Below are 26,900 nucleotides of genomic sequence, written 5' to 3' on the forward strand. Positions count from 1 at the left end.
CCATGCACGACGAATCCCGCCAACCCCCCACCCCCAAGCAGCAGATGACCACCGACCTCACGCACGAAAACAGCGGAGCAAGGTATCCCGTTGGACCGTCCAAGGGCCGGTTCCCCGGGGCAGCCTCCGCCCCGGGGGTGGCGGAGGCACGCGGGCGCCAGGGGGCACCCACGTCGGAGAAGCCCACCGTCGACACCGAGTTGCCGCTGCCGCGTGCCGCCGACGAAGCCGCCTTCCACCGCGTCGCCCGCCGCCGCACCCGCGACTCCGTCCAGCGCAAGCAGCGCGTCGACGCCCGCTACAGCACCACCGAGAAGACCAAGATCCTCTCCAAGGCCCGCTCCCTGAACATCTCCGGCGCCCACCTCGTGGCCACCGCCGTCATGGCCTACATCGACGGCGACCTCGCCCTGCCCGGCCAGCGCACCGAACTCGACGACTACATCGACGAACTCAACGCGCTACGCGAGCAGGTCGCCCGCGTCGGCCGCAACGTCAACCAGATCGCCAAGAAGCTCAACTCCGACGGCACCGCACACCCCACGGACATCGCCCTGCTCGCCCTGGCCGACCGCACCCTGGAGCACACCACCTCCGCCGTCCAGACCATCGCCGCAGCCGCGAACCAGGCCGTATCCACCGCCAGGAAGGCGACGGCCCGGTGATCGCGAAGATCACCGGAGGCAGGGACACCGCCGGCCTGCTCCGCTACCTCTACGACACCCGCAAGAAGGGCCACACCGACCCGCACCTGGTCGCCTCCTGGGACGGCTTCGCCCCCGACCCCGGACGCACGGCCGGCGACCCCGACGTGACCCGTCGGCAGCTGGTGGCGGACCTCGACCTGCACGTCGAGCAGGCCGAGCGGTTGGGCCGTGCGCCCGAACGCCACATGTGGCACTGCTCGATCCGCGCCGCCAAGACCGACCGTTACCTCACCGACGACGAGTGGGCCGACATCGCCCGCCGCGTCGTCGCCGCCACCGGCATCGCTCCCGCCGGTGATCCCGATGGCTGCCGCTGGGTCGCCGTGCGCCACGCCGACGACCACATCCACATCGCCGCCACCACCGTCCGCGCCGACCTGCGCACCGCCCGCCACTGGAACGACTACCTCACCGCCGACCGCAAACTCGCCACCATTGAGAGGGAGTACGGACTGCTTCAGGTCGTACGTGGGGATCGCACCGCCGCCAAGCGCCCCACCCGCGCCGAACAGGAGAAGGCCAAGCGAGCCGGGCGACCCGGCACTGCCCGCGAACGCCTGCGCACCACTGTCCGTACCGCGGTGGCGGCTGCCACCAGCACCGAGGAGTTCGTCCGCCTCCTTGAGCTGACCGACGGCATCCTCGTCGACGTCAAGCACTTCCCCTCCGGGGACATACGCGGCTACACCGTCGCCCTCCAGGACGACACCAACGGGAAGCAGGAACCCATCTGGTACTCGGGCTCCGCGCTCTCCCCGGACCTGTCGCTCCCCAAGATCCGGCAGCGTCTCGACGCCACCGAACAGCAGGAGCGCCGCGGGCCCAACCCTTGGCACCAGGCCACCGCCGCCACGGAACGCATCCCGCACCGCCTGGAGCACGAGGACGACCCAACCGCCCAGGCCCACCTGTCCGCCCTCGGCGAAGCCCTGGATGCCCTGCCCCTCGTCGCACCACAGGTCATTCTCCCTCAACTCCGGTCGGCGGCAGAGCAGTTCGAGCGGTCTACCCGGTCCCGCATCCAGGCCGAGCACCAGCACGCCCGCGCGCTGCGTGGCGCCGTACGTGCCATGCTCCGCGAATCCGCTCCCGGCGACGGTGCCCTGCTTGCGATGTTCCTCGACGCCGCGATCCTCGCGGTGATCGCTGCCGCCCGTTGGCACCAGCTCCGCCATCACGACCAGCAGGTGGTCGCGGCCCAGCAGACTCTGCGCCACCTCCAGGCCGCCTACGACCAAGCAGCGGCCGAGCCTCTGGCCACACGCGCCCAGCGCCGCCCGGCCCAGCACGTCGTGGAGCGGCACACCCTCCACATACGGCAAGCCGCGCCCGACCACATCGAACAGATCCTGGAGGACCCGGCCTTCGAGGCACTCGCCGCCGTACTGACCGACGCCGAGCAGGCAGGACACGACCCTCAGCAGCTCCTTCGGCAAGCCGCCGACCAGCGCGCCATGGATGATGCCCGCCACCCTGCACGGGTCCTGACCTGGCGCATCGAACGTCTCAGCGCGAAGCCGGTACCCAGCGCCAGGGCTCGCGCGGCACTGGCCCGCAGCAGGTCCTCCCGACGATCGCACGAACCGGTGCGGGACGCGTCAACCGCCCCCGTCCCGCCACCGAAGCCCGCACCGGCACGACGGCGCTGATCGCGCGCTCTCGTTCAGTGGGACCTGCCCCAGTGAAGGCCCGACGGAGACGCCCGTCGGGCCCTCCTGTTTTCACGATCGGTCGCTCAAGGTGCGGCCGCCTCGGTGGTTCAGTTGTGGCCCCCGACAGGGGAGGGAGCCGACGGGTTCACGGGATCGCGCGTGGCCACTGTGAGGTCGTAACGCATCGAGCTCCTGGAGGCCCCACCCCGGAACTGTCGGTCACCCTCGACATGCCGGGCAAGGTCGCCGACTCCGCACCGCCGAGATGGTGGATCGCCGCTAGGAACGCGAACTGCCAAGGGCCCTGTGCACTGCATGTCCCAGAAGAGGTCGCCGACGAGACGGCGTTGACCACATCCACACACCGTCGGAAGTGGGACGTGGCCTTCTCGTCACCATGCCCCCCAGCGCGCTGTAGCGTCCCCCATGAGGTCCAGGGAAAGGGAGCACGCACCATGCCGCAGCCCACGGTCAATGCCAACCGGAACGCCCAGCGCGGACTCATCCTGGACTTCGCCGGAGTACTGACCGCCGACCCACAGGCCACGCATCGCGCGTGGTGCGAATCGGAAGGGCTGCACCCCGAAGCATGGCGCTCCACCCTCAACGACAACCCCGAGGGCCGACGGCTCTACGCAGCGCTTGAGATCGGGCAGATCGGCCAGGCCGCATGGAACGAGGGCACCGCGAGCCTGCTCGGCGCGCACGTCGAACCGTCGAACCTGATGGGGCGAGCCTGGGCCGAAGTACCCGGCGCACAGCGCATGGCCGCACTCGCACGGGCCGCCAAAGAGGCGGGTTACCGGCTCGGACTCTTGTCGAACAGCTTCGGGCTCGACCCCTTCAACCCCTATGAGCACATGGCCATTTGGGACCTGTTCGACGTGCACGTCATTTCCGAGGTGGTCGGGATGGCCAAGCCGGACCCGGCGATCTACCAGCTCACGCTTGACCGCCTCGGCCTCCCCGGATCGGCCTGCGTGTTCGTCGACGACCATCCGGTGAACCTCCCGCCCGCCGAGGCCCTGGGCATCACCACCGTGCTCGCGACAAGCGAGTCGGACACGGTCGCCGAGTTGCAGGGGCTCCTCGGCGTGAGCGCCGACCTGGTCGCGTAGGGGCCGCTTTCAGCCAGTACCCAACTCCCTTCGGGGATTTGGGTGTCGGTGGCTGATTGACGTGGGTACCGTCCATGACTGACCTGTCGGGGATGGGGAGTTGCTGTCATGCAATGGTCGGAATACACCACGGCTGAACGACTCAAGACCCTCCGCAGCGGCATGACTCAGGAGGGGTTGGCGGAGGCCGCTGACGTGTCGGTGGGCGTGGTCCGGAAGCTGGAACAGGGCGGTACTGCCTCCCTTCCCTCCCTGCTGTCCATCGCGTCCGCGCTCGGTACGGACATCGCCGTGCTCCTTGGCCAGCAGGCTCCGCGCCGGTCCATGGACCGCGACGAGCGGGCAGCTCTGCGTACCCTGTCGGCCGCCGCCCACGATGCCGCCATCGGCATCCCCGCCGACACCGAGCCGGGCACCATCGACGAGCTGCGAGCCGTCGTCCAGCAGGCCGACGCCGCCTACTGGGAGGGCCGGTACACCGAGCTCGGTGCGCTGCTCGGTGCATTGCTGCCCGAGGCGCGAGCCCGTTACGACGCGGCCGGCAGCGGCGACAAGGAGGCTGCTGCGGGCGTGCTGGCGGACGTCTTCCAGACCGCGGGGATGGCAGCGAATGTGTGGGGCTCGCGGGACCTCGCCTACGCCGCGCTCACCTACGGACGCCAGATCGCCGTACAGGCCGGTGATGACCTGCGCGACGCCCATCTCGCCGCCACCACGGCCTGGGTGAACCTCCGGGACGGGCGGACCTCGCAGAGCTACGCGCTCGCCGTCGCCCAGGCGGAGCGGATCGAGCCGAAGATGTCGGAGCACGACCCGGACCGGCTGTCGGTCTACGGGCAGTTGGTCACCAACGCCGCCGTGGCAGCGTCCCGAGGCGGTGCCGATCCGGACACCGCCCACGAATACCTGTCCCAGGCGCACGCGGTCGGTGCCCGTCTGGGCACCGAACACGCCCGCGGGCGCCATGCCCAGCCCTACGGCCCGCTCTACGCAGCCACACAGGCCATGAGCATCGCCGTCGCTCTCGGCGACACGGGCGGCGCGCTGCGGCTCATGGACACGGTCCGGCTCGACGACACCGTGCCCCTCGCCACGCGAGCCCGTTACGGACTCGACGTCGCCCTGACCCATGTTGAGAGCCGACGGTGGGAGCAGGCCGCCAGCACACTCGAAGCCGTCTGCACCATGGCGCCAGGCTGGGTGCGGCATCAGATGCTGCCCGGCGTGATCATCTCTCGTCTCACCGGTGTGTCCGTCGGACGCCTGCGTTCGCTCGCGAACGCTGCGGGTGTCTCGCTCGGCGTTCGCTGACTGCCACGCACCGTGGCAGTCAGCGGGTGCGGGCTCGGACGGCTGCCACGCCGCGTGACAGTGCTTCCGGCTCTCACCGGAGGGATCGACCGGGGCGTGGCAGCTACCCCTGCTCCCAACTCCCCTCGCTGCTACGGGCCGTGCCTGTCTTCTGCTCAGCCTCAGAATCAGGCTTGGGGACATGCCGAACACCCAGTCCGGCGGCCACGGGCACGTTCCCGTCGCCGTCTACTCCTGCGCCTCTGCCACGGGCCTCGTACGCGAGGCTGAGCGACGCGCACGTCACTACGCTGACGCCCGCCACTGGCACATCGCCGGCGCGTGGACCGACGACGACCCCACCGTGCCGCTCGACAGCCGACCGGGCTGGTCCGCCATCGCGGGCGCTCTGTCCACCGGCATCATCCGCGGTGTTGTCGTCGGAGTCCGCACCCATGTCGCCGCGGACGCCGCGCAGTTCACGGCCCTCAACGTCCTGATCCGCGACCGCGGCGGCTTCCTCGCGGAAGCGACCTCCGGACCCACGCATCGGACTCCCGGCCAGTTCGAGCGCCGCCGTGTCCTGCTCGAAGCCGGCTTCATCTGGTCGCCTTGGGGACACCGCATGTCAGGAGTGGTCGGGTGAGCCGGGCGCGAGCCGAGGTCGGCGACCTGGTCGAGGACGAGACGGGTCAGCGAGCGATCGTGACCGACATCAGGCACGCCGAGGTCTGGATCCTGCGACCGCCGTCGGGGACGACGCCCCAGTGGGAGACCGACGACCCCGACTCCCTCCAGGTCCTGGAACCCCGAGCTGTGCGCGCCCGCCTCCGCCGCGAGCAGAGCGACCGCTGATCCGGCTGAACCGCTGAACTCACCCTCCCCGTACGGAAGGCGGAGCCACTGTGTACGCGTTCGGCCTCTGCATCGACCGGCACTACCTCACCCCCGGCCTCGTGACCATCACGGCGCTGGCCGACAGCCTCACCCCGAGCGCCCGGCGAGGCGCCGCCCTTCGCATCCTCACGCTCGACCTCACCCCGGCCGACGCCGCACTCCTCGCGGACCTCACCCGGCGCGCCGGCTTCCGCTCCTTCGACCTCGACCATCGCCGCCCACTGCGCGCCTCACGGATGGCGGACACCGCGTACATCACCGTCGCCACCTACCTGCGGTTCGAGTTCACGGCGGCCTTCCTCCGCCGCCCGCACCTGATCTACGTGGACGCCGACACCCTCGTACGCGGTGACCTGAGCACCCCGCTCGGCACTGTCTGCCCCGGTGAAGTCGGCGCTGTGCGGGACGAGTTCAACCCGACGGTCGGTGTGGGCCCAGCTCTGCCCGGTGCGGCACAGCGCTGGCCTCACCACCGTGGCCTCCCGTATTACAACGCCGGTCTGCTGTGGGCCCACACGCGGGACCTGCCCGGCATCCGTCGAGGAATCGAGCGTGCCCTGCTCTCGCAGCGTCAGCACATCCTCCACAACGACCAAGACGCGCTGAATCTCTGGCTCCTGCGTACAGGCCGCGTGCGCCCGGTGGACGCCGCGTACAACCGGTTCGAAGTCGGCCGGTTCCTCGAACGCGGCAACTGGGTCCGCCGTGTGGTCACGAGACCGCTCCGCTCCGATCCGGCGGCGGCCCTCGTCCACTTCGTCGGCCCGGAGAAGCCCTGGCAATCGGACTGCCCCGGAACGGAGGACGTACGGGAGTACCGCACGGTCCTGCGGCGCACCCTGCGGCACGTACGTGCCCTGGGCGCTGCCCACCCTGAGCCGGCGGGGCTCACATGACCGCGCCCCCGCCGATGGTCTCCCACGTCTGCTCCGCGCTTCTCGGCCTGCCCGCAAGGAGCGCCGAGCGCCTGAAGGCCGGTTCCCGCACCGCCGTGTACCGGGCGAGCGTCCGCGACGGCCGAAGCGTCATCGTGAAGCTCTACGCACACACCGCCCGCCGTAACGCGCTCACTGAAGCGACGGCCATGCGCGCGGCCGCCGCAGCCGTCCCCGTACCGAAGATCCTCGGCTGCGGCACCACCAACAGCGAGGGAGCCAGCGCCCTCATCACGGCGGACCTCGGCCGAAGCACCCTCGGTGCGGCCGTACGCTCCGGTCGCGTCCCACGCGACCAGGCACTCAAGGAGCTCGGCGGCCTCCTCTCCCGTCTGCACCGGGTGCCGGTCGCGAAGCCGGTTCCTCGCAGGCCGTTCGTCGACGCCGTCTCCTCCCTCTCCCGCCGTTGTCCCGGCGAGCTGATCGACCGGATAGCACCGGCCATCTCCGTCATCGCCAACACACCTGATTCGGCTCCGACGGTGTGGTGCCACGGCGATCCTCACCTCGACAACGTAATCCCGTCCGGGTCTCAACAGGCCCGTCATCTGGTCGACTTCACCGACTCCGCCCCTGGCCGACGCGAGTCCGACATCGCCCACGCCCTCGTCATGACAGCCGCACACGCGCCCTGGGAGCGGCACGCGCTCACCGCCGCCTACACGCTCGCCCTCGACGAGACCCTCCTGTCCGCGTGGACGGTCTTCGTCACCGTCCGCTCCTGGGCCCACGCGACCCCTGGCACGGAACGAGCACTGTGGTCGGTCCGCCTGGCCGAACTCACCCACCGGACACCGCACTTCTTCAACGGACCGCTCACGGAATGGAGTCCGTCATGACCGCCCTCGGACTGACAGTCGTCATCCCGGCCCACAACGAAGTCGCCTACCTGCCCCGCTACCTCCCCACCGTCCTCGCCTCCCTCGCACGCTGGCAGGAAACCAGCGGTGAACAGGGCGAAGTGATCGTCGTCGACAACGCCTCCACCGACGCCACCGCGGACATGGCCGCGACGTTCGGCGTCCGCGTGATCAGAGAGAACGTCCGCAACATCGGCAGGGTCCGCAACAGCGGTGCGGCCGCTGCACGCGGTCGGCGGCTCTTCTTCACGGACGCCGACGTAGCCCTGCCCCTGGAGGCGATCACCACCGCGGCCGACGCGATGGACAGCGGGGCCGTGGGCGGCGCCATCCCACCCCTCTACACCCCGAAGCGGCTCGGGGCCCGGCTGCTGTGCGCGTACTGGGACCACTACCGCACCCGCCACGGCGGAGCCCAGGGCGTCGCCCAGTTCGCCACGGGCGCTGCGTTCAAGGAAGTCGGCGGATACCGCGACGACCTGTTCATGAGCGAGGACGTGGAGTTCTTCGCCCGCCTGCGTGCCCACGGTCGCGCCACCGCCGCCCCAGTCGAGGTCTTGGACGACCTGCGCGTACGCCCCTCCACCCGCCGCTACGACGAGTGGTCCATCCTCCGGATGCTGTGGTGGCAGAACCCCGTCACCGCCCGGCTGCGGCTGAGCTCCCCGCGCATGTGGCGCCACTGGTACGAGACCACCGTCCGCTAGCCCGGAGCCCGCCATGACCTTGCCGATCACCGTTCCCGTGCCGGACGCGGAAGGGATCTACACCTTCCCCGACGACCTCTACCGAGCCCACCAGACATGGACCGACCACCTCGCCGAACGCCACCGAGCTCATGACCACCACGTCATCGGGCTGAAGGCCCCGCACGGCGGCCGACCCCACTTCATCGAGAGGCGCAGCCCCACCGGCCGCCCGGTCCTCGCCATCGAGCCGCACCACGACGACTTCGCCCTGTCGGCCTCCGGGACGTTCCTCGCCAGCCCCCGCCCGCTCACCGTGGCCACGGTGTTCACCCGCTCCACCAGCGTCCACCCCACGCTGGAGGACACCTACAGCACCGAGGACGCCGTATCCGACCTGCGGAACAGGGAAGGCGCAGCAGCCCTGGCCCCTTTCGGCGCTACCCGACTCCTCCTCGGCCACAAGGACGCCGAGCCCCCGTACCGGCCCTACAGCGAGGACCGCCTCGACCAGATCACGGAAGAACTGCGCCAGATCGTCGAGGCGCGCCCCGAAGCCGAGTTGCTCGCTCCGGCCGCCGTCACGCGCCACCCCGACCACCTCCTCGTCCATGACGCCGCGGTCCGCCTCGGATGCCGGTGGTTCTGGGAAGACCTCGCGTTCTGGTCCACGTACGCGCTCGCCGGATGCGACCAGCACCTCTTCCGCGCCCGCACCGGCCCGGTCATGCCCCCCGAGCTGGTCGACATCAGCACCGTGATCCTCGACAAGACCACCGTCCTGAGGATGCACGGCTCGCAGATGCGCCCGGAGCGGAAGATGTACCGGCCCATCCGGCACGCCTGGACCACTGCCGCCGACCTCCCGACCGGCGGGGCCTACGCGGAGCGCTTCTACCGGACGGAGTCGCCGTGAAGGTCATCGCCATCGAGGGCCCCTCGTACGCGGGCAAGTCCACGGCGATCAGCCACCTACGCGCTTGCGGCATCGAGAAGCGGGCCTTCGTCTCGGACTGCTACGTCCGGCACATAGCCCACCGCGACGACATCCCGCCGGCCTTCCCCGGCTCCGAGGTCGCTCAACTCGCCGCGTTCGAGAGGTTCATGGGCGTCGAGAACGCTCGCGTACATGCCGCCCGAGCCAGCGCCAAGCCCGTGGTGCTCATCGACCGTTCCGTCGACACTCTCCTCGCCCACGCACACGCCCTCGACGCGATGTTCGGGTACGCCGTCCACCACCAGCTCCGCGACCGGCTCCAGGCGCTGCCGTTCCTGAGACCGGACCACACCCTCTACCTCGACGTACCGTCCGAAGTGCTCAGCCTGCGCCGCAAGTTGGCCGGCCACGCAGCGGCGGAGTCCGACTACTTCCTCCACGACCCCGCATTCCTCACCCACGCCCGCGACTACTTCGTCTCCGGCGCCCAGCCGCCGGTCGCACGCGAGATGACGGTCATACCCGCCGACACCAGCCCGGCCGCCGTCGCGCACGCGGTGGAATCCCTCGTCACGTTCTGGACGAGGTGACCGACCGATGCCCACGGCCCTCTTCGCCTGGCGACGCACCCCGCCCCCGCTCCTCATCGGCGGCGCTGAGGTCACCCAACAGCTCCTCGCCGAAGAACTCGCGGCGGCAGGCTGGCGCGTCATCTACCTGGGGTCACACGAAGCCCCCTGGGATCAGTCCCCCCAACTCCCTCAACTGCGCGTCTTCTTGGACACCAACCACACCTCGTACGAGGAGAAGGGCGAGGAGCTGCGCTACCGCTGGAACGGGGTGGACTGCATAGCCGTACCGCAGCGACAGGCCACGGCAGCCCTGCTCAGCCTGCTGTCCCAGGTGCGTCCCGACGTGGTGTTCACCTCCCAGGAAGGCTCGGCCGACCTCGCCGCACAAGCCCGGCCGACCGCGCTGGTCGCCGGCATCCTGCACTCCGTCTCCAGGGCCGGCTTCGGCGTACTGGACGGCCGCCCGCACCTCGGCCTGGCGGTCTCCGAGTTCGTCCGCAAACGAGCGCCGGGGACCGAAGGGACCCAACTCGCAGTCCTTTACCCGCCATTCACGTCCCCTCAGCCGAGTGCCGATGTGTCGCGGACCGAGTCCGTGCTCATGGTCAACCCGATCCCGGCAAAGGGCTCCGCCCCCTTGCACCAGCTCATCCGCCGCATGCCGGAACAGGGCTTCACCCTGGTCGAGGGCTGGTGGAACACCGCCGACGAATTCGCCGCCTACCCCAACGTGACCTACGTGCCGCGGGTCTACGACATGACCCCGCTCTATCGGAGCCACCGACTACTGCTGGTGCCGTCCGTGGTCGAGGACGCCTTCCCCCGGGTGATCATCGAAGCCGCGCTGCACGGCACCCCCACCATCGGCACCGATCGGGGCGGCATCCCCGAGGCCATCGGTCCGGCCGGGATCGTTCTAGCTCACACAGCGGATCCGCAGGTGTGGACGGAAGCCATCCGCACCACCGACCACCACGCCCTGGGGGCGCTCGCCCGCCAGCACGCCGCGCGCTTCGCTCGCCCTCGCCTGCCGGACCTCAGGAGCCTGGGAATCTACCGGGCGGTGAACGCGTCCTCGACCTGATCCAGCCGGTCCGTCCACCAGTGCAGCAGTGCCTCGTCCGCGGTGAACAGCTCGTCGCACGAGTCGTCACCGCGGTCGTAATGGAACTCCAGTTGCCAGAAGTCGGTCATCCGCTTCCACCACAGCCGACGCACTCCGTCCACCAGTGCGGACGAGTCCAGCGGCACCACGGAGCGGTAGCCGCCCACGAACGCCGACACCCGGCCGAGATCGAACACCCCGCCCACCCCGAACTGCACCTGCGCCGTCCGTACGACCTCTTCCGCATACGGGCGAACACCAACACGGTCCCAGTCCAGAACGGCTGCAAGTTCCCCGTCGGCCCACAACAGGTTCCGGTACTGCACGTCACCGTGCGTCCACCCGTGCCCGCCTTCAGGACTCGCACCCTGCGGGCGGTGCCCGGCGTGCGCGTCGATCAGCTTCCGGCGCTCCTCAAGAGCAGCCGAGGCCGCCGCGTCGAAGACACTGCCGTGGCCCCTGACCGCCACAGCCGTGGCGAGACGCATGGACTTCTCCACCGCACGATCTGGCGTCGTGACCTCAGCCGTGACCACGTCCGGCGCCGCAGGGAGCAGCCCTCGCTCGCAGGCACGGCTCAGGCTGAGATGCAGGCGGCCCAGGTGCGCACCCAGCGAGGCGACCTTGGGCAACGCGAGATCGACACCCCGGAGGTGCTCACCCTCCGCCCACGGAAACAGACACCAATCACCGCCGCCGACCTCGACGACCAGCGAACCGGTGACAGAGGCGATCGGAGCGCACACAGGAACTCCGTCATCGGCCAGAGCAGCCAGAACACCAAGGTTCCGGTCGAGCCGCTCACGAGAAACATCGGTGACCCGCTTCAGCGCGAACGACCCGGTGGCGGTGTCCACCCGCCAGTTCCTGTTCATGAGCCCATCGGCGAGATACCGCTGCTCTCGCACCTGCCCCAGGCCGAAAGCGCTGGTCAGCTCGGTGAGGTCGCTGCTGGGGATGGAGGTCCGGTCCGCCACGGTTGCATCAGCCACTCGACGGACGATACGCGAGCGCAGCAGTAGCAGGCACGAAGTACGCAAAGCCGCACTATCAAGAAGCTGCAGCCATACGACGGAGCGACGTCGAGCCCCGTCACCTTGGGTGGGCACGCCTCACCCCGGCAATGTTTCGATCATGCGGGACACTCGCCCCCAACCAGCTACGAGGATGGCTGCCAAAATCGCAGCCCCCGCGGTCAGCCACGGGGTCAAATCGTTGCTCACACCCAGCGCAGAGAGCACCTTGGCCGCACCCGTCGCTGCCACCATGGCAGCGACGATCGCGGCTGCTACGTGAGCTGACTCCAGCCATCTACTGCGGAGACGGGAGACGGGGTGCATCCCTTCAAGTTGACTGGCCGGCAGATCGCAATGCGGTGGGGGACTCCATCCAGCGCGTCGTCGTGGCGGCGTGGTGAGCTAGCTACGCTCCGCGCCACTCGCGCTCTTCGATGGCATCGATGTGAGTGAGGAGGAATCGAGGCCCGTCCTCAACGGTGGCGACAACGGAATGGCGCATAGAGACCCGAATGTACGTGCCGTCGCGGCGACCGAGGCGCAGCTCGGCACGGCCGCCCTCCGTGCTGCTCCGGAGGAGGGTTACGAGGTCCTCGGGGTGTACGAAGTCGGTAAAGGAGTAGCGGCGCATCGCGGAGGCGGGACGACCGAGGAGTCGACACAGGGCATCATTGACATGGAGCAGTCGACCGTGCTGGTCGCCGCTCATCTCGGCGATGGCCATGCCGCTCGGCGCGTACTCGAACGCCTGCCGGAACGACTCCTCGCTGGCGCGCAGGGTCTGCGCTTCGCGCTCCAGGCGTACGAGAGCTCGCTGCATGTAGGCGCGCAGCCGCGCGTTACCTATAGCGATGGCTGAGTGGAAGGCGTATGTGCGCAGGGCCACCCGATCCTCGTTATCTGGCCTGCAGCCGTCGGATGGCAGATCCACAGAGATCACCCCGACGAGTTCGCCGTTTGACTGATGCATGGGCGCGTAGAGGCGGTCCTCGGGATGCCAGGCGTTCTCGAAGTCTGGTGCAGCGCCCTCGGTGTGCCACTGGGGAACGTCATCGTCGATGAGCACCCACCCTTCGGTGTGCGGGATGAAACGCAGGCCAGCCCAGTCCTCGCCCATGGTCAGCCGACGTTCCCACGACTCGCGGGAACCGACCCTGCCGGTGAGCAGAACCTCGGCGTCGGAGTTACCGGAGAAGGCGGCGACGACCAGCTCGCCGCCGGGACGTACGAGATTCACTGCGGCCACCCCGTACCCAAGACCAAATACCGCTCCGTCGGCAATGGCCTGCAGGGTGTCGGCCAAGCTGCGCGCCGTATAGATCTCCGCCACCGAGAGTTCGGTTCGATCCGAACGCGGGGACGGCATGCCGCCCCCGGGCCGCGGCTGAGGCCGCGTGCTGTAGGCAGCGTTACGGATGAAAGGAAGCTGCCCCAGCTGGTTACGACACAGCCGGTGCGGTTCAGGGCGGTCGTTCGTCACCAGACGAGTGCGCAGGCGTGTGAAGAGCGTGTCGAGGTCGAGATACTCACCCTCACCCGGCACCCCGTCGCGCATCAGGGTGACCCATTCGCCAGTGAAGGCCGTCAGCGGTTCGTTGGGCGGCGAGAGCGCCACCGCGGTCTCGGCCGCGGCGGCCAGCAGGTAGGTACCGTCGACCTCCAGGGCCGCCGTAGAGGACTGGACCCCGAACGCGCGGGCGCTGTAGCAGCAGTCGAGTACGACGATCCGGCGTAGGGCCCGGCTCTTCTCGGCGGGCCAGCGGATCCAGTCGTAGGGCATGGCGGTGTCATGGACAGAGTTGCCGTCAGTCGTCTCTGTGGCGAGGTGCAGCTTCCCGGTCCTCGGCTCAATCAGGCCGTGTCCGGCGTAGTAGATGAGCAAGGTGTCGGTGGCCGCATCGACCGCTTCCTGTGCCGCCCGGGATATGTCGCGCGGCAGGGAAGGGTCCTGGAGCAGCGTGCAGTGGGCGGCAGGGAGGTTCCACTCCTTGATGAACAGCTCGCGCAGCAAGGTGAGGTTGCCAGCCACGGCTGGCAGGGCGTCCAAGGAGGTGAACCTGCTGGCGCCGACGAGGAGAACCCGCGTTCCAGCTGGGTCGGGCAGACCGGTCACGAGTCGGAGTCTGCTTGATCGTCCCCCAGAAGTCTGCGCACCAGTGCTTCCGACTCGGCCGGGCTCGTCCCGTGTATCTCTATGCGCGTGCCGCCGGGACGCTCGACAACCAACATAGGCGGCTGCGGGCGGGTAGCACGCCAAGAGGCGATGGCAGCAGCAAGTGACGCGGCACTGAAGCCGCTGCTGAATATTAGAGAGAGGATGTCGATCCCGTCGCCCTGCTGGCCCGGAACACGTGGGCGGTCGGTCGTCAGTTCTGCGTTTAAGTACCGCCCCACGGACCGGTCACTCTCCAACCAGACGGCCAGCGAGCGCAGTTCGCTCTCAGTCGGCCCCTCGGGACAACGTACGGTGATGAGCATGCGAGGAAGCATAGAGCGCGCCACTGACACCGCTGGCCAATACAGCTAGGGCGCTTCCTTCGGATCATCTGATCGTTGGTTGCGTGTGGCCTTAACTGACGTGCATTGGAAGCGGATTGAGCCACTGCTCCCGGACCGGGCGCCGAGGCGGGGCGGTCGGTGGCGGGATCACCGGCAGGTGATCGACGCAATCGCTTTCAACTACCGCACCGGCTGTCCCTGGATGGACTTGCCCGAGGAGTTCGGCTCCTGGAAAGGCGTCCACAACCGGCTGCGGAAGTGGGCTGCCGACGGCAGCTTCTCTGCGGGCAGTCTCATGTCCTACCCCGAACCCGCCTGGTGGCAGGTCCACCACTCCGCGTGCAACCCGTCGCCCGACGCCACGACGTACGCCATCGAGGTCCACCGCTGCCGCAGCTGGGCAGACCTCGTGTGGTGGACCGTGCACCTGATGGGCGAGACGTGGCTTCGGCACACGGACTGGGAGGACCTCTTTCAGGAGCCAGCCGAAGCAGCCGAGACCCGGATCAGCCCCACCGCGGCGCCCAAGTCCCACCGGTGAGCTGCGTCATCGGCAACGCGTCGGGTCCAATGCCTCCGCTTCACCGGGGAGTCCCGTCGGTGCAGACCCGACAACCGCGACCGGTAGGCACGATGGCACGCAACGCCTCGGTGTGTATGCCTGTCTTACCCACCGAGGGGTCTGGACCATTTACCTAGAGCAGCAGTCTTCATAACGGCTGCTTCGACGACTTCGTGAGCCGGCTTCCATAGACCGCGAAGGTTCAGGCGAATCTGGTTTGAGAACGGCTGGCCGCCGCTACTGAATCCGCGCCAAGTACCGTCCTCCCTACGGTCTCTTGGCCTCATGATGTTGATAAGTCGGTATGCATCAAGGGCCTGTATGGCGTCATAAACGTCGCGCGACAGCCCGAAAAGGCCGGCCCGCTCCTTCCACGAAATGGACCGATACTCCTCTTCGGAGGTCAGCTGACGACACATCAGGAAGGCAGCGATCTCACTCTTCGTTAGCACATGCACCCACCCCCGCGTGAAAAACTGAAAGGGGATTTTCAAGGCATCTTCGTCACCACGGGGGACGCGATACTCGACTGCACCCACCGATGAGCTACTGGCGTCCTCCGACAGGAGCCGAAACCCTTCATACCTGTTCACCGATCCAGGTTCCCCCAGGTCGACAAGATGATTTCGGGCCAGTAGCCCGAGGGCCGAGCGGAACTGGCGAAGTTTATTCCGCGTGTAGGCCGAAGCCTGGGCGGAACTCCCGCTGGATTTGGCAGACACGGCCATAAGGTCCAGCCAATTCACCGAATCAGGGGTGCGCCCACTGAGGGGAATCTGGTTATCCCACGTCCGACCCGGGCTGGATTGACAGTGCGCGATAAACAGGGAAGTCAAATGAAACTGAAGCGCCACCCCTTGCGACACGATAAGGCGCGCCATAGGGGGCAGCACGTGGGACGCAGGACGCTTGCGTTCGTCTACCTCGGGTCCGAATCTGAGCTGCGCAGAGACAGGAAACGGGACCCAAAGGTCCACGTCTGGAATATCCAGGTTGCGGACATAAAGAGTTCGAAGGCTAATTTCGTTGGGCGCGTGGCCGTTGGACCACATTTTCTCCGTCGCGGCGAGAACCTCCGGGAGCCCCCGCTCCCGGACGAGGACTCTGAGCCTCTCAGCTCGCTTCCTGCCCCGCTGCTGGTTCTGCGTCGTCTCCGTCAAAGTCGTCCCCCTACCGCAGGCGATGACGTCTTGGTCCGACCATCCACACTCCGCGTGCGCGCACGCGCGCGGATCAGTCGGACCAAGACGTCATCGCTCTCCCCGCCCGTCCTCCGATGGCCCGCTCAGAATGGTTCCCAGCGAGCGCCGCCCGGTGCTCGGAGGCGAGGACGGCAGCGCCGGCAAGCATCCACCGTCCTCGCGCCCAACCACAGCGTTCTGGAGGAACACTGATGCCCACCCAGCCTACGCAACTCGGCGCCGACGCCACAGCGTTCATCGGCGTTCTCGCGGTCGGTGTAGTGCTCATCATGAGTCGGTCGATCGACGCCGAGGGGATGTCGGTTCTCGCCGTGGCTCTCGGCGGCTTGTACACCGTCTGGACTGGCCATTCATCCCGCAACCACAAGTAAGTAGGAGGTCAGTCCTTCCCCTAGGAGGGCGGCATACGAGAAGGACAACCCTCATTGTTGCCTTCAGGCGATTGATGCAGGTGTGTCAGAGCTGTGTGGTCGGGGCACGGCCTCACCGTCAGCACTCGTAGGCGCCTTGAAGGGCCTGCTCGGTGCGGCAACGTGAGCGGATTCGCCGGTCTTGGCCAGACGGCGCGCCACCATGAACCACACCGAGCAGGCGATCCAGACGGCGGGCCGGAGGCCGATATCGCCCGACGTGATCTTTCCGGGTTCCATTGATTGGAGGTTCGAGTCCCACACGGTCTGCAGCGTGCAGGTCGGCGGTGGCCCCGTCCGACCTGCCGCACGACGCCGGATCCCACTCCGGTGAGTTCGGGCGCTGCTTTGTGTCCGAGGGTCTTGCGTGAAGGTGTCAGGGACAGACCGGCGGCGACTGCAGCCGGTTCGATCGTTGGAGCCCAGGTGGGGCGAGATGACCGGCAGGCCCATGCCTGGGCAATTGGTTCCAGCGGGCCATCCGTCTGCCCACCGAGCAACTCGAAGTCCAACTGGCCTTCCCCGCCGCTCTCGACCCCGTCGTGTGGGGCACCGAGACCTCCATGACGGCCGAAGCCTCGTCGCTGCGGACCCCGCCCGTCCGCAGCGACGACGGTGGACTGAGGCAATTCACCTGGATCACGACCACGCCCGCCCTCCACGCTCGGTACCGTCTTGAGTGGAGGTTCCGGGCACGGCCCGAACACAACACGGCGCAAGGGGACTTCAGGTGATTGACGTGCAGCCCAGCCAGCAGATGCGAGACCTCGGAGTCGTCCAGCACGGCGTCGGCATCCTGGCCGAACCGGCCCGCACCTTCACCCTGCCCGCCGAGCGCGACGAGGCCGAGCGCATCACCGACGAGTTGTTCGCCGCGATGGAACGGATCGGCCAAGTCCACCCCTTCGCCAAGGGCATGGGCATCGCCGCCCCGCAGATCGGTATCGGCCGCGCCGCCGCCGTAGTCCAACCGCCCGGTGACGCACCCGCCGTCACCCTGCTCAACCCCCGGATCATCGACCGCTCCGCTGAGCTGGACGAGCAGTACGAGGGCTGCCTGAGCTTCTTCGACGTCCGCGGCCTCGTCCCCCGCCCCCTGAAGATCACCGTCGAGACCACGGCCCTGACCGGCGAAACCGTCACCACGGTGTACGAACGCGGCCTCGCCCGCCTCATCCACCACGAGATCGACCACCTCGACGGCCTGGTGTACACAGCCCAGATGAGGGCTGGAGTCGCCCCGATTCCAGTGGAGGAGTACAGGCAGACTGGCCGCGCGTGGGCGTACGAGTAGGGGTATCAGGTCAGCCGCTCAACGAGTCGCTGGTCCGCGGAGTGACGGCCCTGGACTGTGCCCTTACTTCCCATATCGAGCTCTTGAGCAGGTTCTTGTGACCACCCAGAATCAGTCGGCGACTCCGGCGGACCTTGTTCGCTTGAAGCAGCACTTCGATGGCGCCGTGCCGCCTAGACGGATGGAGTTGAGGCCGGTCGCGAGAGGTGCTGCTTGGATTCACCGCGCCGAAAGGCAAGCTCGTTCTTGCAGAACGCCTCAACTGAACCTCCATCCCGATAGGTCGTGATTCAGTCAATATGCCGAGGTGTCGTTTGAGGGGTGATGGACAAGTGTGAGGGCTCGCCATGAGGAAATCCGCAGTAAATGAGCCCATAGGGTCAGAAGTTACTGGCAGGTCTTGAACGAGGGGCACCTCTGCGATTCTCGCCAACCCGTGTGGACCAGGTGGCATCCGCCAGCTGCGAGCATGTCTAGTGACGCCATGAATGACCACGGGGGCGATCGGAAACTGTGGGCCGACGAAGGGCTCACGCGCAGGCTCAAGGCCCTGGCCTGCACGGCACCCTTGCACGACCTCGACATTCGCAAGGCGAAGCAACTCTGGTTGAACAGCGCTCAGTACCAGATGGCCGAGGTGGCTCTGCAGATCATCGATCACGTCGCTATCGCGATGGACTACGACACTGGGGCGAACCACGAGCAGGTCCTGCTCAGGGCTGCGGGTTTCGTCGGCTGGCAGGCTCCGGACCGCCCGGCCGATGAGCACATGCGGGTCGCCCGATGGGTGCTCGACTCCCTGATCAACGTTCGCGACACGGACAGAGGCTTCCGTCGCTACTACGGAGAGGTGGACGGGGCGGGCGCGTATGCGCTGAGGAAGTGGGACTTCAAGCTGATCGAGGAGCGTTCGGACAGCAATGGGGACCTGTATCTGCGTGCTTCCAACGAGGCGCTGAACGTTCTGATCGGTGCGTTGGACACCGATGTGGAGTCAGCTCAGATCGCCGCCGAGGTGAGGTTGCGCAATCTCATCGGCAGAGGGCGGCTGGCCGACGCGAAGGCCGTGGCCGAGCAGGCCCGCATCCGCACCATCCAGTACGCGGAGATCATCCGTGCCCAACTCGACGCCACAAGCCGCAATGTGACGACGGTCGACTGGTCGGACGAGATACCGGAACTCCTCAACGAGGCTCTGGACCACGTCGACCACCGGCTCCAGGAGGAGTCCGCGATCGTCCGGTCCGTTTCTACCGAACGTGACCAGTCTGAGGATCCGGTCCGCAAGAGACGGGCCGCCGACCTCGTAGACATTTTGGAGGATTGCGTTCGCCGGCACACCCGGCTGCAGACCCGGTTGCGGGGCGCTCGCACACTCTTTCTCAACGAACAGGACCGCCAACAGTTCTCTGGCACCGCCCTCAGAGCTCCGGTGGACGTGTACGGCGACCTCCTTCAACCAGTGCTCGGGCTCACACTGGCCGATGCTTCCCGTCCGGTGCGGTCCTTCTACGAGCATTCCGTGGGGCCGACGGTTGATGACCAACTCTGTCTGGCCACGCTGGTTCCTGCGTTGCTCGCTCCGTCACCCGAACGAGCCCGATTCACGGGCGAGGAGGAGGAGCCGGAGCTCGTCCCGGTCGTGGAAGTGCGCGGGTACACCGAAGAGCAGCAGCGCGTCGCCGAATCCCTGCTCGATCTGACCGACGAGGCACGACCGTTGTCTGAACTGCTGGAGGAGGCCGCCGCGCTTGATCCAGAACTTCCCGATCTGCTGGTGTTGTTGGCGTTGCGGGCCTTCAGCCCGCAACTGGGTGCGGCGTTAAGCGAAGGGGCCGACCGCGTCCTGCTAGCCGTATCGGCAGGGACCCCCTTGGACAGTCAAGGGTTCGAGGGCGACGACCTTTTGCTGACGTCTGCGGCGTTCGATCGAGCGGCTCTGGACGCCGACCGTCTGGAGAGGAACAGCGGACGATCATGACCTTCGAGACCATCGCCGACGACGCGGAGGCCGCGGGCAGGCTCATCGGCTACGGCTTCAGACCCAAGGTCCTGCCTGTGCGCGACAGTGCCTACGCGGCGCTGGTGAAGCGCTACGCCGAGGATCCGGACTTCGAGACGCTCGTCGCTCGGTACGCGGCGGGGATGGGGCTGAGGGTCATCGCGGTCACCACACGCGCCGGAATGGTGCACACCGCGTTACCGGGATCAGCCTTCGAGACTCGCATGGACCAGTACGCCCGGCAGGTGCGGATGCGGGAGAGCCGTGAGGCCGAACGCATTCTGTACGGCATCACGCACCTGGCTGTCGCGGCCCTGACCTTCCCTCGGCCCGAAGACTTGGCCGATGACGGCTATCAGGGCAAGGTCCGGGTGTCGTCCATCGACAGGCTCGTGCGGTCGATGTGCCGGGTGCTGGCGGAACGCGTCGCCGAGAACGAGGAGTCGCAGGACCCACCGGCCGATGCACTGCAATTAGAGAGAGCCTGGCGGGCTTACGAGCGCCGGCCCGAAGTCGCCCCCACCAAGGCCGGACGATCCGGAGCATCAGCCACCCTCACCATCATTGGTCGGGCTCTCGTGCACCTAGTGGACCGTGGAATGTTCCACCAGGGCAGAACCGACTCCGAGGACGGGGAGAAGATCTTCCTCGCCACCCACCGCTACCAGGTTCATGTGCGTGAACTGGCCAGTACACGCGCCTACGAGGAACTGACGCAACTGGGGGTGCTGCCTCCCATCACTGGGACCGGAACGCTTCGCACCACCGATGCCGAGACTCTGTACGACTAGGAGAACCGTATCCATGTACGAGCTGTCTCGTGTCCGGTTAAGAACAGTTGGACCGGCCGGTGCCCGCTTCCACGACGTCACTCTGGACCTCAGTGGCGCGGGACGCCCAGTGGGCGCTGAGCAAGGAGCCCTTTTCGACACCGGCGCCACGACCCACCGGCCCTCGCCCGCCAGTCTGGTTCTGCTGGAGAACGGGGGTGGCAAGTCCGTTCTGCTCAAGCTCGTCTTCTCCGTCGTCCTTCCCGGACGTCGCCACACCGTGGGCACAACCAATTCGCGCGTCGTGGAGAAGTTCGTCATGCCCAAGGACGTCTCCCACATCGTTCTGGAGTGGATGAACCCTCTCACCGGGGAACTGCTGCTCACCGGCAAGGTGCTGGCCTGGCGCAACCAGGTCGCCTCCGAAGTCTCCGACAACCTGCGCGAACGCTGGTACTGCCTGCGACCGAGTGACGAGATCAACCTCGGCACCCTCCCTATGGCGGTCGGTACGAAGTCGTGCACCCTGGATACATACCGGGACGAGCTCCAGGAAGCGTACGCGGCCGACCAGAGCCTGGCCCTGTACTGGACACGACATCAGGGCGATTGGACGAATCGGCTGCAGCTGCTTGAGCTTGACCCCGAACTCTTCCGCTATCAGCGGGAGATGAACGTCGACGAAGGTGAAGCGGCGAACTGGCTCAAGCTTGATTCGGACGTGAAGTTCGTCGATTTCCTGCTGCGGGCGATCGTCAAGTCCGATGAGATGGAGGCTCTGGCTGCGCTGGTCACCGAACATGTGGAGCGGCTCGCCGGCCGTGGGTTGCTTCTTACTGAGCGGGACTTCGTCGCAGGCGCGCTCGATCTTCTGGGTCCGATCGCTCAACAGGCCGAAAATGCACGGCAGTCGCGGCGTCGGGCGGAACAGGCCGCTCGTGACGTCGCGGAACTGGGCGGACGAGTTCGGGTACGTGCGCGAAACGAGCACAACGTGGTGCTCGAGCAGCAAGCAAAGCTCGTCAAGTCGGAAGTGGAACTTGAGGAGCTGACGGCCACCGCCGAACGCGCCAAGGCCATCGTCGCTGAGCTCCGTCGTCACCTGGCCGACTTGAAGCACCAGAAGGCTCAGCGGGAGCTGACAGAGAGGGAGAAGGGACTATCCCGGGCACGAGACCTCGTCAACGCGTGGCGAGAGACGTCGACCGTGCATGAGTACGAGGACAGCATCGCCCAGGTCAAGGCGTTGACCGATCTCATCGGCGCCGAGGAGAAGAAGGCACGCCCGGCACTGGAAGAGCGCGACATCGCGGCCCGCCGCCTGGCGCGCAGCCTATGGGCGACGGCTGACGAGGCTGCCCGGAGCGCCTCCGACGAGCTGAAGCAGGCCTCGGTGCGGGAGAAGGAGAAGAGCGCGACACAAGAGTGTGCCCGCGCGGCGCACCGGGACGCCACGACGGCCGAACATGAGGCCGCCAGATTCGACCAGCTGATCACGCGTCTGCGTGAGGACATCGAGGCAGCTGTCGCCGACGCTGTGCTGCATGACGCCGCCTCGCTGCCCCGGACCGTGGAGACCGTTCAGGAAGAACGCGACAACACAGCCCAGCGCGTCACTGACCTGGAACGAGAATGGGCGGAACTCGCAGACCGAGAGGCCCTCGCGCAAGAGGAGTTACGGAAGGCCGAGTCGGAGGCGGGCGACCTGCGTGGGCGCCATAAGCAGCTCTCCCTTTGGCTGGAGGAGGCCCGGGCACAAACAGCGCGCTTGGAGACGAACCCCCGGCTCGCGGCGGTCCTCGACGTGCCGGACATCGACCTCGAACGCGACGTCGCCCCGCTCGTGGAGGCATTGAACGCCGCACGCCGTGAAGCCGAACGAGAACGGACCGAGCTGAGGGTCGCCGAGTCCATCGACGCACAGGCACGTCTCGCCCTGGCCGCGGGCGACCTCCTGCCGCCTGCTCAAGTGGTCTCCGACGCCTGCAAGGCCCTTGAGGACGCCAAAGTGGTCGCGGTCCCGGGATGGCGCTACCTCGCCGCTATCCCCGATACCGACCGGCGACGAGACATCGTGGAGCGACTGCCGCACCTGGCCGCGGGTATCCTCCTCCATGATCCTGACGACATCGACCGGGCCCGGGGAGTGCTCACGGCACTGCGTCCCCAACCGACTGTCTTCGTGTCGGTTGCGACAACCAGGACCTTTACCGACCCCGAGGCCGAGCTGGCAGACGGCGTCGAGGCGGTAATGCCACCTCACCCCGCCCTTTACGACGTGGACGCGGCGGCCGTCGAGCATAAGGCGATCGACGCCCGGCACGCCGTACGCAGTGCTCAGGCCGCAGAGCTGACGGCCCTCATCGAGCAGGACGGCAACCTGACCTACGCTCTCACGGACTGGCGGACTCGCTACCCCGAAGGCAGCATCACCGCGCTGACGGAAGAACATGCGGGCGCGGTGCGCGAGCTCACAGCCGTCGATGCGAGGCTAACCGAACGCAAGGAAGTGCTGGAGACACTCCAGGACCGGCGGCAGAAATTCAAGGAGGAGCTGCCGCCTCTGCGTGAGACGCGGGACTTGCTCACCAAACGGCTCGAACGCCTCAAGGAACTCGCCGACCGTAACGGCCACTTGCCGGAATGGACGCAGCAGGCAACGTTTGAGAAGGAGAGGATGCGGGAGCGTCAGGAAGCTGCCGGGAAGGCGGAGGAAGAGGCCGCCGAGCTGCAGAAGCTCGTCACAGAGCATCAACGCAGATCCGACGAGTACCAACGCACCGTACGTTTCGTCAACGACGAACGGGCCAAACTGCCCGGGAGCGAGGACGTGCGCCGTTCCGATCCCGTTCCCGAACTCTCCTCAGCCTTGCTCCGGAGCACGTACGACCAGGCCGCGGCACGATATCTCCGTGTTCAGGTCGGGAGCGACTTGTTGGAAGAGCGTGAGCGAGCCAACGAACGCGCCGCCAAAGCGAAGCAAGGCTACTTCAAGCTCTCCGAGGAACTCCGCGGCAGGGCAGCCGCACTGCTGAAGAGCCCCGAGGGCTCCGACGAAGCGGCACGGGCGACGGCTCTGCAGAGCGCAGACCAGGCGGTGCGTGAAACCGAAAGGGTGGTACGCAAGGCGGCAGTGGCCGCCTCCCGCTGTGCGGACGAACTGGCAACTGCCGAGGGGCGCGTGACAACCCGGGTGAAGCTCCCCGAATACCCGGCCGATATCGAATCCTGTGCCGAAGCTGTCGAGGAGGCCGACCGACAGGAGACGTCGAGCGTTCGTAAGGTGGCGGACCAACAGGAAGCGCACACCCGCCTCGGGCATCAACTGGAGGGTGCTGAGGCATCCGCCAAGGCATTCCAGTTTATCGTCGACGGATTGGCCAAGGACGTGTCCGAGGGCGACGGCGAGGCCGCTGACATCGCCCCCTACGAGGGGGACGCGGACGCTGCCCAGGAGCTTGCCACCCGGCTGGCCAAGGAACGTAGGACACGCGAATCGAATGCCCACACCGACGAACAGACCCTACGGACGGCAACGGAGAGGCTCACACACCACGCCGGCGCCGTGGAGTTTAAAGACCTGCACGTTCGGGTGCAGACACAGATTCGTATCGCAGGTTGGGAAACGGTGGCGGCCCGTGCCACGGAGTGGTCCGACGCTCTCAGGCCGCGCCTGCGCGCCCTGAACGAGGAGATCGACCAGACGGAGCGACACCGCACATTGATCGTGCGGAACCTCAAGGCCCAGGTCGACAAGGCGTTGGCCCTGTTGCGCCAGGCTCAGCGGATGTCGCGGCTGCCGGCGAGCCTGGACGACTGGGCCGCTCAGGAATTCCTTCGCTTCCGCTTCACCCCGGCCCAGGACGACACCGCACACCTGCACATCGGCGAGGTCATCGATGAGGCGGCGAAGGGCCGTACCGCGGACGGGCGGTCTGTGCGCAGGGACGGGATGTCGTTGCTGCTCGCGGGGGTGAGGGCAGCGGTGCCCAGAGGGTTCCGGATCGACATGCTCAAGCCCGACGCCGTGCTGCGCAACGAGCGCATCAGGGTCTCCGAGATCAAAGATGTCTTCTCGGGCGGGCAGCACCTCACGGCGGCCATCCTCTTGTACTGCACCATGGCCGCCCTGCGGGCGAGCAACCGGGGAAGGGAGAGGGACACACACTCGGGTGTCCTGTTCCTCGACAATCCGATCGGCCGGGCCAACGCGGACTATCTGCTCGCCCTCCAACGCAAGGTCGCCGAGGCACTTGGCGTGCAACTCATCTACACCACAGGGCTGTCCGACGACGGCACGCGGAAACGCTTCCCCCTCATCCTGAGGTTGCGCAACGACGCCGATCTCCGGGCGGGGCGCAAGTATCTGACCGTGACCGACCGGATCCAGGAGACGCTCGACGCATTGCCCGAGTCGGACGGCACGGGCAACGTCACCACCACCAGAATCTTCAAGCGAGAGACGGAGGATGGGCCCACCCATGAAGCACAGGCAGAGTGAGTTCATCCGGCACCTGAGAGCCAGTGCCACCGCGGCGGGCTGGAAAGGCACACGCAGAACGCGCGTCGTGCTGGACGACATTTGGATCGCATTCCGAAAGGTGAACAACCGCAATCCGGACGGCGAATTCGAACCCCTGCTCATGTCGAGGCTGCTGGACGAACTTGAAGAGCAAGGCCTGATTGAGCAGATGAAACAACGCACCCGGGACGGGGTTTCCCTGCCTCTCAAGATCTGGCTGTGCGCCACCGCACCCCCGCGACCCCCCACACCGCCCATGCCGCACTGGCACCCCGATCTCTACCGGCTCGCCAGGGAGTGGCCGACGGCCACCCCGAAGCAGCGCTCCACGTACGTGGCCGTCAACCATTGGCTGATGAGCGATCCGGACCTCTTCCCTGTGCCGCTCCGGGAACGGGCTCTGGAGATCTTCGGAACGTACGGGAGCGAAGCTGACTTTCCCATGCCGGAGAAGACCTTCGACACCTTGCGCTCGGGGCCGATCTTCGGCGACTCTGACCGGCTGCACACGACGCTGCGGACGTTCACGACGCACCCGCCGCTGCTGACAGAGACGTTCCTGACCGAAATCGGGGACGGCTACTACCAACGTGTCGGCGGTGGAGACATCCTGCTCGTGGTCGAGAACTCGGCCACCTGGTGGTCTCTCGTGCACAGTCTCCCCGACAACCACCGTCTGGGGTACGTCGCCTGGGGGCTCGGCGGCACATTCCGTGCATCGGTCAACACACTTGCAGACCAGCATGGCATTGCGGAGATCCGTTACTTCGGCGACCTCGATCTCAGCGGGATCCGCATCCCGTACGCGGCATCCAAGACCGCCAGCGAGCGGGGCCTTCCAACGGTCCAGCCCACTGAGCGACTTTACGGCGCGCTACTGGAGCTTGGACGCGCACGAGATGCGAAGGAGAGGGCCATCGATGCGGGGGAGGCTCATGCTCTGGTCCAGTGGATGCCTGCGGGGCACCGGGCGAAGGTGATCGGTCTCCTCGTCGCCGGCCAGCGCCTGGCACAGGAGTGGGTCGGCTACCGATACCTGACCCACAACACCGCTTGGCACGCCGACTTGGTTTGACCAGCTGGGGAATGGGTCGTAGCGCAAGAGGAAGCGCCGACGCGAAGAGGGAAGCGAAGGCGGCACGGCGTCGCATCGAGGAGATGCAGAAGCGGCTCAAGTCAGCTCCTGACCTCGTGTGCAGGGTCGACATTGCGTGAGCGGACGGGAGAGCACCCTGTCGGATTGCGCAGCATGTCGGCGAGCTTGGCAAGTCCCTGAACAGGGACAACTGGACCGATAGAGATCACGGAACAGCACCCATCACGACCTTGCAGGCCCTCCTTAATACCTAGGCCGTGGGTCAGCTGGCACCACAGGATGGCTGCGACGCCGACACTCCACGGCGCGGGAGCCATCTGGGAGCCGACCTGCTCCCCGAGCCCTCGCCGCGCCCTGCGAGACCTATCGACACCACCTCCTGACCAGGGGAAACGTCATCTACGCAGGCAAGATCCCCGACCGAACCTCATTCGGGACGAAGAGGTCGTGGGTTCAAATCCCGCCACCCCGACAGCTGAGTAGCAGGTCAAGGGCCTGATCCGGAAACGGATCGGGCCCTTGCTGCGTTTGCGGTGATCGTTTGGGAGAAATCTGGGAGCCGATCTTGGTCGGGGTCTCCAGTGGGCCTCAGCTTTGGAGACCGGATCACCACGCCCGCTCGCCTTGCCGTCGTGCGCGCTCGTGAACTTGCCGTGGCTCTGCCGCCGCCAACGAATAAGTGGTGCACAACATGACGGCCGAGCAGATGGCGTCGTTCAAGCCCTTCGGCGTTCACAGCGCGGCTCCCCATGCGAGAGGGGAAGCCAC

21 protein-coding genes and 2 pseudogenes are annotated in these 26,900 nt (G+C 67.2%); 19 read left to right on the forward strand and 4 right to left on the reverse strand.

All coding sequences use genetic code 11. The features are described 5' to 3' along the window. Positions 1-137: 137 nt before the first annotated feature. The 12 genes from mobC (at position 138) to GUY60_RS00330 (ending at position 10,738) form a co-directional block, all read left to right on the forward strand. Positions 138-665: a plasmid mobilization relaxosome protein MobC gene (gene mobC / locus GUY60_RS00275; RefSeq protein ID WP_312866130.1), complete on the forward strand. Its 528-nt coding sequence runs from the start codon at positions 138-140 to the stop codon at positions 663-665. Then, the gene (locus GUY60_RS00280; protein ID WP_161692762.1) at positions 662-2,356 is read left to right on the forward strand and encodes a relaxase/mobilization nuclease domain-containing protein; all 1,695 of its coding nucleotides are present in this window, start codon (positions 662-664) and stop codon (positions 2,354-2,356) included. The genes mobC and GUY60_RS00280 overlap by 4 nt, the downstream gene beginning before the upstream one ends. A gap of 458 nt (positions 2,357-2,814) precedes the next feature. Next, positions 2,815-3,477, forward strand: a complete 663-nt coding sequence (locus tag GUY60_RS00285; RefSeq protein WP_161692763.1) for an HAD-IA family hydrolase — start codon at positions 2,815-2,817, stop codon at positions 3,475-3,477. Positions 3,478-3,639: 162 nt separating this feature from the next. Continuing rightward, the gene (locus GUY60_RS00290; RefSeq protein WP_246234084.1) at positions 3,640-4,788 is read left to right on the forward strand and encodes a helix-turn-helix domain-containing protein; all 1,149 of its coding nucleotides are present in this window, start codon (positions 3,640-3,642) and stop codon (positions 4,786-4,788) included. A 181-nt stretch (positions 4,789-4,969) separates the two neighbouring features. Further along, complete coding sequence (locus tag GUY60_RS00295; RefSeq protein WP_161692765.1) at positions 4,970-5,413, forward strand: hypothetical protein; 444 nt, start codon at positions 4,970-4,972, stop codon at positions 5,411-5,413. Continuing rightward, complete coding sequence (locus tag GUY60_RS00300) at positions 5,410-5,622, forward strand: hypothetical protein (protein WP_161692766.1); 213 nt, start codon at positions 5,410-5,412, stop codon at positions 5,620-5,622. Before GUY60_RS00295 ends, GUY60_RS00300 begins: the two co-directional genes overlap by 4 nt. Positions 5,623-5,672: 50 nt before the next feature. Continuing rightward, positions 5,673-6,560, forward strand: a complete 888-nt coding sequence (locus GUY60_RS00305; protein WP_161692767.1) for a glycosyltransferase family 8 protein — start codon at positions 5,673-5,675, stop codon at positions 6,558-6,560. Beyond that, positions 6,557-7,438, forward strand: a complete 882-nt coding sequence (locus tag GUY60_RS00310) for a phosphotransferase family protein (RefSeq protein ID WP_161692768.1) — start codon at positions 6,557-6,559, stop codon at positions 7,436-7,438. Before GUY60_RS00305 ends, GUY60_RS00310 begins: the two co-directional genes overlap by 4 nt. Then, positions 7,435-8,166: a glycosyltransferase gene (locus GUY60_RS00315; RefSeq protein WP_161692769.1), complete on the forward strand. Its 732-nt coding sequence runs from the start codon at positions 7,435-7,437 to the stop codon at positions 8,164-8,166. The genes GUY60_RS00310 and GUY60_RS00315 overlap by 4 nt, the downstream gene beginning before the upstream one ends. Before the next feature lie 13 nt (positions 8,167-8,179). Continuing rightward, positions 8,180-9,061 carry a PIG-L deacetylase family protein gene (locus tag GUY60_RS00320; protein ID WP_187369894.1) on the forward strand — a complete coding sequence of 294 codons (882 nt, stop codon included), beginning with the start codon at positions 8,180-8,182 and terminating at the stop codon, positions 9,059-9,061. After that, on the forward strand, positions 9,058-9,672 hold the full coding sequence (locus GUY60_RS00325) for a hypothetical protein (RefSeq protein WP_161692770.1): 615 nt from the start codon (positions 9,058-9,060) through the stop codon (positions 9,670-9,672). Before GUY60_RS00320 ends, GUY60_RS00325 begins: the two co-directional genes overlap by 4 nt. Positions 9,673-9,679: 7 nt before the next feature. Further along, positions 9,680-10,738, forward strand: a complete 1,059-nt coding sequence (locus GUY60_RS00330) for a glycosyltransferase (RefSeq protein WP_161692771.1) — start codon at positions 9,680-9,682, stop codon at positions 10,736-10,738. Here the strand turns inward: GUY60_RS00330 and GUY60_RS00335 are convergent. From GUY60_RS00335 to GUY60_RS00345, 4 genes and pseudogenes are all read right to left on the reverse strand, one after another. Beyond that, positions 10,708-11,775 carry a phosphotransferase gene (locus GUY60_RS00335; protein WP_161692797.1) on the reverse strand — a complete coding sequence of 356 codons (1,068 nt, stop codon included), beginning with the start codon at positions 11,773-11,775 and terminating at the stop codon, positions 10,708-10,710. The two genes, GUY60_RS00330 and GUY60_RS00335, sit on opposite strands and share 31 nt — an antisense overlap. Positions 11,776-12,065: 290 nt before the next feature. Next, positions 12,066-13,141, reverse strand: a pseudogene (locus GUY60_RS39865) (PAS domain S-box protein); the annotation flags it as partial. Positions 13,142-13,264: 123 nt separating this feature from the next. Then, positions 13,265-13,888 (reverse strand): annotated as a pseudogene (locus GUY60_RS40035) (caspase, EACC1-associated type); the annotation flags it as partial. After that, complete coding sequence (locus GUY60_RS00345) at positions 13,885-14,253, reverse strand: effector-associated constant component EACC1 (RefSeq protein ID WP_161692772.1); 369 nt, start codon at positions 14,251-14,253, stop codon at positions 13,885-13,887. The pseudogene GUY60_RS40035 and the gene GUY60_RS00345, both read right to left, overlap by 4 nt. A gap of 100 nt (positions 14,254-14,353) precedes the next feature. On the opposite strand from GUY60_RS00345, the gene GUY60_RS00350 reads away from it, so the two are divergent. From GUY60_RS00350 to GUY60_RS00380, 7 genes are all read left to right on the forward strand, one after another. Continuing rightward, a complete protein-coding gene (locus GUY60_RS00350) occupies positions 14,354-14,815 on the forward strand; it encodes a transposase (RefSeq protein ID WP_161692773.1) in 462 nt (153 codons plus the stop codon). A 1,414-nt stretch (positions 14,816-16,229) separates the two neighbouring features. Then, the gene (locus GUY60_RS00355; protein ID WP_161692774.1) at positions 16,230-16,409 is read left to right on the forward strand and encodes a hypothetical protein; all 180 of its coding nucleotides are present in this window, start codon (positions 16,230-16,232) and stop codon (positions 16,407-16,409) included. A 769-nt stretch (positions 16,410-17,178) separates the two neighbouring features. Beyond that, positions 17,179-17,742 (forward strand): peptide deformylase, encoded by a 564-nt coding sequence (locus GUY60_RS00360; protein WP_161692775.1) that lies wholly within the window; start codon positions 17,179-17,181, stop codon positions 17,740-17,742. Between the two features lie 484 nt (positions 17,743-18,226). Beyond that, positions 18,227-19,723: a hypothetical protein gene (locus GUY60_RS00365; RefSeq protein ID WP_187369895.1), complete on the forward strand. Its 1,497-nt coding sequence runs from the start codon at positions 18,227-18,229 to the stop codon at positions 19,721-19,723. Beyond that, positions 19,720-20,535: a hypothetical protein gene (locus GUY60_RS00370; RefSeq protein WP_161692776.1), complete on the forward strand. Its 816-nt coding sequence runs from the start codon at positions 19,720-19,722 to the stop codon at positions 20,533-20,535. Before GUY60_RS00365 ends, GUY60_RS00370 begins: the two co-directional genes overlap by 4 nt. Positions 20,536-20,548: 13 nt before the next feature. Continuing rightward, positions 20,549-25,015: a coiled-coil domain-containing protein gene (locus tag GUY60_RS00375; RefSeq protein ID WP_161692777.1), complete on the forward strand. Its 4,467-nt coding sequence runs from the start codon at positions 20,549-20,551 to the stop codon at positions 25,013-25,015. After that, entirely contained in the window at positions 24,996-26,111 is a 1,116-nt protein-coding gene (locus GUY60_RS00380; RefSeq protein WP_161692778.1) for a hypothetical protein, read from the forward strand. The genes GUY60_RS00375 and GUY60_RS00380 overlap by 20 nt, the downstream gene beginning before the upstream one ends. Positions 26,112-26,900: the final 789 nt, after the last annotated feature.

This window comes from Streptomyces boluensis (assembly GCF_009908195.1).
In the GTDB taxonomy this organism is placed as follows: domain Bacteria; phylum Actinomycetota; class Actinomycetes; order Streptomycetales; family Streptomycetaceae; genus Streptomyces; species Streptomyces boluensis.

Bases quoted from the DNA above. Each gene is read 5' to 3' on its own strand.
- GUY60_RS00285 (WP_161692763.1), top strand. From the start codon at position 2,815: ATGCCGCAGCCCACGGTCAATGCCAACCGGAACGCCCAGCGCGGACTC.
- GUY60_RS00290 (WP_246234084.1), top strand. From the start codon at position 3,640: ATGACTCAGGAGGGGTTGGCGGAGGCCGCTGACGTGTCGGTGGGCGTG.
- GUY60_RS00295 (WP_161692765.1), top strand. From the start codon at position 4,970: ATGCCGAACACCCAGTCCGGCGGCCACGGGCACGTTCCCGTCGCCGTC.
- GUY60_RS00310 (WP_161692768.1), top strand. From the start codon at position 6,557: ATGACCGCGCCCCCGCCGATGGTCTCCCACGTCTGCTCCGCGCTTCTC.
- GUY60_RS00315 (WP_161692769.1), top strand. From the start codon at position 7,435: ATGACCGCCCTCGGACTGACAGTCGTCATCCCGGCCCACAACGAAGTC.
- GUY60_RS00320 (WP_187369894.1), top strand. From the start codon at position 8,180: ATGACCTTGCCGATCACCGTTCCCGTGCCGGACGCGGAAGGGATCTAC.
- GUY60_RS00330 (WP_161692771.1), top strand. From the start codon at position 9,680: ATGCCCACGGCCCTCTTCGCCTGGCGACGCACCCCGCCCCCGCTCCTC.
- GUY60_RS00345 (WP_161692772.1), bottom strand. From the start codon at position 14,253: ATGCTCATCACCGTACGTTGTCCCGAGGGGCCGACTGAGAGCGAACTG.
- GUY60_RS00355 (WP_161692774.1), top strand. From the start codon at position 16,230: ATGCCCACCCAGCCTACGCAACTCGGCGCCGACGCCACAGCGTTCATC.
- GUY60_RS00365 (WP_187369895.1), top strand. From the start codon at position 18,227: ATGAATGACCACGGGGGCGATCGGAAACTGTGGGCCGACGAAGGGCTC.
- GUY60_RS00370 (WP_161692776.1), top strand. From the start codon at position 19,720: ATGACCTTCGAGACCATCGCCGACGACGCGGAGGCCGCGGGCAGGCTC.
- GUY60_RS00375 (WP_161692777.1), top strand. From the start codon at position 20,549: ATGTACGAGCTGTCTCGTGTCCGGTTAAGAACAGTTGGACCGGCCGGT.
- GUY60_RS00380 (WP_161692778.1), top strand. From the start codon at position 24,996: ATGAAGCACAGGCAGAGTGAGTTCATCCGGCACCTGAGAGCCAGTGCC.